Origin of the sequence: Chitinivorax sp. PXF-14 (assembly GCF_040812015.1) — a bacterium.
Classification (GTDB): domain Bacteria; phylum Pseudomonadota; class Gammaproteobacteria; order Burkholderiales; family SCOH01; genus JBFNXJ01.
The window spans coordinates 1-6,052 of the sequence record NZ_JBFNXJ010000030.1 but is presented as its reverse complement, the minus strand read 5'-3'; the positions used below and the strand labels follow the sequence as shown (position 1 = coordinate 6,052).

General features: G+C 60.8%; 9 protein-coding genes. 8 read left to right on the top strand and 1 reads right to left on the bottom strand.

Features of this window, described 5'->3' with window-relative positions:
- Positions 1-144: 144 nt before the first annotated feature.
- The 8 genes from ABWL39_RS20665 to ABWL39_RS20630 all read left to right on the top strand — a co-directional run bounded on the left by ABWL39_RS20665 (position 145) and on the right by ABWL39_RS20630 (position 5,720).
- Positions 145-480 (top strand): PepSY domain-containing protein, encoded by a 336-nt coding sequence (locus tag ABWL39_RS20665; RefSeq protein ID WP_034389806.1) that lies wholly within the window; start codon positions 145-147, stop codon positions 478-480.
- A 56-nt stretch (positions 481-536) separates the two neighbouring features.
- Complete coding sequence (locus ABWL39_RS20660) at positions 537-1,133, top strand: undecaprenyl-diphosphatase (RefSeq protein ID WP_367796046.1); 597 nt, start codon at positions 537-539, stop codon at positions 1,131-1,133.
- A gap of 69 nt (positions 1,134-1,202) precedes the next feature.
- Positions 1,203-1,985: a membrane protein gene (locus tag ABWL39_RS20655; protein WP_034389810.1), complete on the top strand. Its 783-nt coding sequence runs from the start codon at positions 1,203-1,205 to the stop codon at positions 1,983-1,985.
- A gap of 28 nt (positions 1,986-2,013) precedes the next feature.
- Positions 2,014-2,466: a hypothetical protein gene (locus ABWL39_RS20650; protein WP_034389812.1), complete on the top strand. Its 453-nt coding sequence runs from the start codon at positions 2,014-2,016 to the stop codon at positions 2,464-2,466.
- A 16-nt stretch (positions 2,467-2,482) separates the two neighbouring features.
- Positions 2,483-3,241, top strand: a complete 759-nt coding sequence (locus tag ABWL39_RS20645) for a hypothetical protein (protein WP_220787997.1) — start codon at positions 2,483-2,485, stop codon at positions 3,239-3,241.
- 22 nt (positions 3,242-3,263) lie between these two features.
- Entirely contained in the window at positions 3,264-3,929 is a 666-nt protein-coding gene (locus tag ABWL39_RS20640; protein WP_034389816.1) for a response regulator transcription factor, read from the top strand.
- Positions 3,905-5,260: a HAMP domain-containing sensor histidine kinase gene (locus tag ABWL39_RS20635; protein ID WP_220787996.1), complete on the top strand. Its 1,356-nt coding sequence runs from the start codon at positions 3,905-3,907 to the stop codon at positions 5,258-5,260. The genes ABWL39_RS20640 and ABWL39_RS20635 overlap by 25 nt, the downstream gene beginning before the upstream one ends.
- A gap of 25 nt (positions 5,261-5,285) precedes the next feature.
- Positions 5,286-5,720: an EamA family transporter gene (locus tag ABWL39_RS20630; RefSeq protein WP_367796051.1), complete on the top strand. Its 435-nt coding sequence runs from the start codon at positions 5,286-5,288 to the stop codon at positions 5,718-5,720.
- Between the two features lie 64 nt (positions 5,721-5,784).
- Here the strand turns inward: ABWL39_RS20630 and ABWL39_RS20625 are convergent.
- A partial coding sequence (locus ABWL39_RS20625) for a recombinase family protein (RefSeq protein ID WP_367796039.1) occupies positions 5,785-6,052 on the bottom strand: 268 nt, incomplete at its 5' end.

Here is a 6,052-nt window from a genome sequence, read left to right as displayed (position 1 = left end):
ATTTTCAAAAGGCGACTGCACGAAGTGTTAGGAGCCGATAGCACTATGCCCGTAAGCGCAAAAACAGCTTGGCTCAGTGCGAGCTAAGTCTGCCTGCGTAACTTCTCCACCGTGCAAATCCCTGCACGCTTCTGGAGACGCATCATGTACCGCTACACCAAACTTTCTCTGCTGGCCATCGCCATTGCTACGACCGGTGCGGTCGCTTATGCCGCCAAGGGCGGGATGGAAAACGACGCCCTAGCGATCACCAAGGCCAAGGTTCCGCTCACCCAGGCCGTCACCGTTGCCGAGCAGCACGCCAATGGCAAGGCATCGCGCGCCGAGTACGAAAACTCGAAGCAAGGCTGGGTCTATGACGTGGAAGTCGTCAGCGGGGCCAAGGTCTTCGATGTCCGGGTCGATGCCGACAAGGGCACCGTCATCTCGTCTGCCGAGGACAAGGCGGATCACGATGACGACCACGACAAGCAAGACTGACCGCCTGCCAGTGTGGCCGGATCGCGTATGACGCCGTGATCCGGCCCGGAGACTTCATGGAACATCTCAACCAAACATTCTTCCTATGGCTCAACGCGCCTGAACACCCGAATGCTCTGGTGGTGACGCTGGCCACCTTCTTTGCGGAATGGCTCATCTGGGTCGTCCCGATTCTGATCGGCATCGGCTGGCTGCGGGGCAATGTGAACACCCGCAAAGCGCTGCTGGTCGCTACCGCATCCGGCCTGCTTGGGCTGCTGACCAACCAAATCATCGGCCTGGCTTGGTCGCATCCCCGGCCTTTCATGATCGGGCTGGGTCATACGCTCATTCCCCATGTTGCCGACTCGTCATTTCCCAGCGATCACCTGACGCTGTGGTGGTCGGTTGCCGTCAGCTTTCTGCTACAGCGAGGACTGCGAAGGGCTGGCGTCGCTTTGGCGCTGTTTGGCCTCCCCATCGCCTGGTCACGCATCTACCTGGGGGTTCACTTTCCGCTGGACATGCTTGGTGCCATCGCGGTCGCGGCGCTCAGTGCCGTGCTGACGTTGCACGAAGCACGGTGGTATCTGGGGCCGATCTACCGGCTGGCGACCCGTATCCATTGTTTGTTGTTCGGCAGACTGATCGCGCTGGGATGGGTGCGCGAGTGAGCCTATGGATGGGCTAAGTCTGCCTGGTCAGACTGGCGGCAATTCCTTTTACCTCGGCAGGAGAACACCATGAACAATTTGCCTACGGTCAGAGCAAGCGACTGGCTCAACAAAGTCCCTGAAGTCACGCTGTCGTTCTGGATCATCAAGATCATGTCCACGACGGTGGGCGAGACGGGGGCCGACTTCCTGGCGGTCAACGCGGGCTTTGGCCAGGGCCTGACGCGCACCGTCATGGCCGCTTTGCTGGCAGTCGCCCTATTCACTCAACTGCGTACCCGCCGCTACACCCCTTGGATTTACTGGCTAACGGTCGTGTTGGTCAGCGTGGTCGGAACCCAGATCACCGACCTGTTGACCGACGGCCTGGGCGTCAGCTTGTACATCAGCACTTCGGCGTTCGCCGTGGCGCTCGCCGCGATCTTCTTTGTCTGGTATCGGGTTGAACGTACCTTGTCTATCCACGACATTGTGACGCGCAGCAGGGAGCTGTTCTATTGGTCAGCCATCCTCTGCACGTTTGCGCTGGGCACTGCTGCCGGCGATCTGGCGACCGAGGCACTGGGCTTGGGCTTTACCTGGGGCGCAGTCGCCTTCGGCGCGCTGATCGGCATTACCTATGCCGCCTGGCGTATGGGTGGCAACGCCGTGCTGACCTTCTGGATCGGCTACATCCTGACCCGACCCTTCGGCGCTGCGCTCGGCGACCTGCTGACTCAGGCCAAGACCTATGGCGGCCTCGGAATGGGGGCCATGTGGACCAGCGCCCTCTTCCTCTCAGTCATCGTCATGCTGGTGGCCGTTGCGCAGTTCAGCATGAACGCGGGCCGCTCCGCCCAGGCCGCCGAGTAACCCTCTTCCCAATTTCTAAGGAGAAATCATGCCTAATACGCACTCTATCGCTCGCCTTGTCGCCACCGTATCGGCGGTGGCGCTCGTGGCCCTGGCCACCGGCTGCTCCAAGCCTGCCGACCAAGGCCGCGCGAGCACCGCCTCTGCACCGTCTGCCAATGCCAGCACGGTATCGCCAAGCAAAGCCGCTTCCAAGCTGGGCGACTTGACCGCATTTCGCAGCATCGCCGCTGACGTGTCCACCATCGTAGACAAGGGTGATCTGCCCGCCGCCAAGACCCGCATCAAGGATTTGGAGGTGGCCTGGGATTCGGCCGAGGCCGGACTGAAACCGCGCGCTGCCGACGACTGGCATGTGCTCGACAAAGCCATCGACAAGGCGTTGTCTGCGTTGCGTGCCGATACGCCAAGCCAAGCTGACAGCAAGGCTGCGATGGGTGCTTTGCTAAAAACCTTCGACACGCTCGAAGGTAAAGCCTGACCCATGAGCGTGCCCCATGAAAACATCCACTGAATACGCTCTGGCCAAGGTGCCCGAAGTCACGCTGGGCTTTTGGCTCATCAAGATTGCAGCAACCACGCTTGGCGAGACCGGCGGCGATGCCGTCTCGATGTCCATGAACCTGGGCTATCTGGTCGGCACCGGCATCTTCGCGGTGATCTTCCTGGCTGCCGTCGTCGCGCAGGTCAAGGCCAAGGGCTTCCACCCCTTCCTGTACTGGACCACCATCATCGCCACCACCACGGTCGGCACGACGTTGGCCGACTTTGCGGATCGTTCGCTCGGAATCGGGTACGCTGGCGGTTCGAGCCTGCTGCTGGCCTTGTTGCTCGTCTCGCTCTTCGTCTGGCATCGCACCCTCGGTTCCGTATCAGTGAGCACCGTCAGCTCACCCAAGGCGGAAGCGTTCTACTGGCTGACGATCATGTTCTCGCAGACGCTGGGCACGGCGTTGGGTGACTGGATGGCGGATACGGCGGGCCTGGGCTACACCGGCGCGGCCGTCGTGTTCAGTGGGTTGCTTGCCCTGGTGGTCGCAGCCTACTACTGGACGGGCGTGTCCCGCACGCTGCTGTTCTGGGCGGCGTTCATCCTGACCCGCCCGCTGGGAGCCGTGGTCGGCGACTTTCTGGACAAGCCGCTGAGCGCGGGAGGTCTGGCGCTGAGCCGCTATTCAGCGTCGGCAGCGCTGCTGGCCTTCATGCTGACCGCGATCCTACTGTTTAGGCAGAGGGCAGCCCGGACCGCGCATTGAACAACGATTGAAAGGAGAGGGAATGCGGGTATTGCTGGTCGAAGACGACCCCATGATCGGTGAGGCGATCCAGGGCGCATTGAAGGATGCGTCTTACGCCACCGATTGGGTGAAGGACGGGCAGACCGCCCTCACGACACTGGGTTGCCAGCACTATGACCTAGTTCTGCTCGATCTGGGCTTGCCCGGCAAGGATGGACTGGAGGTGCTGGCCAGCATCCGCGCCAAGGACAACCCGGTTCCTCTGCTCATTATCACGGCGCGTGATGGACTGGATGACCGCCTGCGTGGCTTGGACGGCGGAGCCGACGATTACGTGTCAAAGCCCTTTCAGATGGCGGAGCTGTTGGCTCGGATGCGCGCTGTTATGCGGCGCAAGGGCGGCACCGCATCACCCGCGCTCACCAATGGCGTGGTGTCGCTCGATCCGGCCACAAAAGAAGCCAGCGTTAACGGTGGCTCCCCGGTGCAACTGTCCAACCGGGAGTTCTCGCTGCTGCAAGCCTTGCTGGTTCGGCCGGGAGCCATCCTCTCGCGCAGCGAGCTGGAAGACCGCATCTACGGCTGGGGGGAAGAGGTCGAAAGCAACGCCGTCGAATTTCTGATCCATGCACTGCGGCGCAAGCTGGGCAGCGAGGTCATCAAGAACGTCAGGGGGGTCGGATGGATGGTCTCAAAAGACGCCTGAACGAGTCGGTTCAGCTCAAGCTGTCCTTCACCCTGTCGCTAGCCATCCTCGTGGTTGCCATCGTGGCGGGCATCTTCTCGTTCCTGTCGGCCTTCGACGAAGCCCATGAGCTACAGGACGACGTTCTACGCCAGGTGGCACAACTCATGGATCGGCAGCGCCTGTCACCGGCCCCGCCGACGACCGATGTTCGCCCCAAAGATGTCGATGAAGAATCACGCGTGATCGTCCAGTACTTGGGCGAAGCCAATCCATCTGAGGCAAGCGTGGATGCAGGCGGCACGCTTCCCTTGCCTACGACACTGGCTGATGGGTTGCACACGCTGGAGATCGGTGGCGAGTCGTTCCGCGTGCTGGTCAAAACCACGGCTGCCGGTGAACGCATCGCGGTGGCGCAGGAAGCGGGTTTCCGCAATGAAATCGCCCGCGATGGCGCGCTACGCACCGTGATGCCTTTCCTGATTCTCGTGCCGGTATTGCTATTGATAGTCGCTGACCTGGTGCGCAAGATGTTCCGCCCCATTGCGGCACTTTCCAAGGAAATTGACCTGCGGGCCGAGCAGGAACTGCACCCCGTCGAAGACCGTCACCTTCCGGTCGAGGTGCGCCCGTTTGCCGTGGCCATCAACCGATTGCTCGCCCGCGTTGGCCAGTCAATGGACTCTCAGCGCCGCTTTGTGGCGGATGCCGCGCACGAACTGCGCTCGCCGTTGACCGCCCTTTCGCTGCAAGCGGAGCGGCTGGCAGATGCGGAAATGTCCGGGATGGCACGTGAACGACTGACGGTCTTGCGCCAAGGGATCGAGCGCGGCCGAAGCCTGCTGGATCAACTCCTGACCTTGGCCAAGGCGCAGTCGGCCACTGATACGCCGAAGTCGCCGGTTTCCGTCCAAGGCATCTACCGCCGCGTGCTGGAAGACCTCATGCCTCTGGCCGAGGCCAAGCACATCGACATTGGGGTCGAAGGCACACAGGACGCCGACGTGTGGGTGAGCGAGCTGGACATGATCGCCGTGGTCAAGAACCTGGTCGATAACGCCATCCGCTACACGCCAGAGGGAGGGCGGGTCGATCTTTCGGTGGAAGTGTCGGATGGGAAGGCGGTGCTGCGTATTCAAGACAGTGGGCCCGGCATTCCGTTGGCAGAACGGGATCGGGTTTTTGATCCCTTCTACCGCACGCTGGGCAGCGAGCAGATTGGTTCGGGCCTAGGGTTATCCATCGTCCAAACGATTGCCCATCGCATCGGCGCAGAAATACGCCTCGATTTCGTGGACGAAACTCAGCAAACCGGCTTAAAGGTTTCCGTTATCGTTCCCACGAAGCAATGACTTGAGAAAAGAAGAGTGTAGCGAATTGGTTACTTCAACTGGTTGGTTCTATTGGGCGCTGCTGTCGGCTGTGTTTGCGGCGCTGACGGCCATTTTTGCCAAGGTGGGCATTCAGGGAGTTGATTCCGATCTGGCTACCTTGATCCGAACGGCCATCATCATCGTCGTCCTGTCGGCGTTTGTCGCCTACACGGGAAAATGGGCCAACCCCTTGGAGCTGTCCCCTAAGACATGGCTTTTCCTCGGGCTGTCAGGCTTGGCGACCGGAGCGTCATGGGTATGTTACTTCCGTGCACTCAAGATAGGCGATGCCTCAAAGGTCGCGCCGGTCGATAAATTCAGTCTTGCCTTGGTGGCGGTGTTTGCGTTCACATTTCTGGGTGAACGTCCGTCACTCAGAGAATGGTCTGGTATTGCGATGGTTGCTGGTGGCGTTTTGTTACTGGCGTTCAAGCGATAACGGGCAGGTTATCCTGACTCAACCAGTCGCCGCATTTTCCTCTACTGTAACTGCTGTCTTGTCATCAAACTCGACTGAGTAACCTCTCGCCATCGGGGCGCAATTCTCCCTTGGGGGAAATATGTCGATACAGGGTCTGCCGCGTGATGCCGAGTTCCTGGCACAGATCGCCGACCTTGGTTTCTGGCTGCCCCATTGCCGCCATTGCCAGGCGCAGCTTGGCTGCCGTCATTTTGAACGGCCGACCGCCTTTCCTGCCACGTGCCCGCGCAGACGCAAGCCCTGCTACGGTGCGCTCGGCGATCAGCTCTCGCTCGAACTCGGCCAGCGCG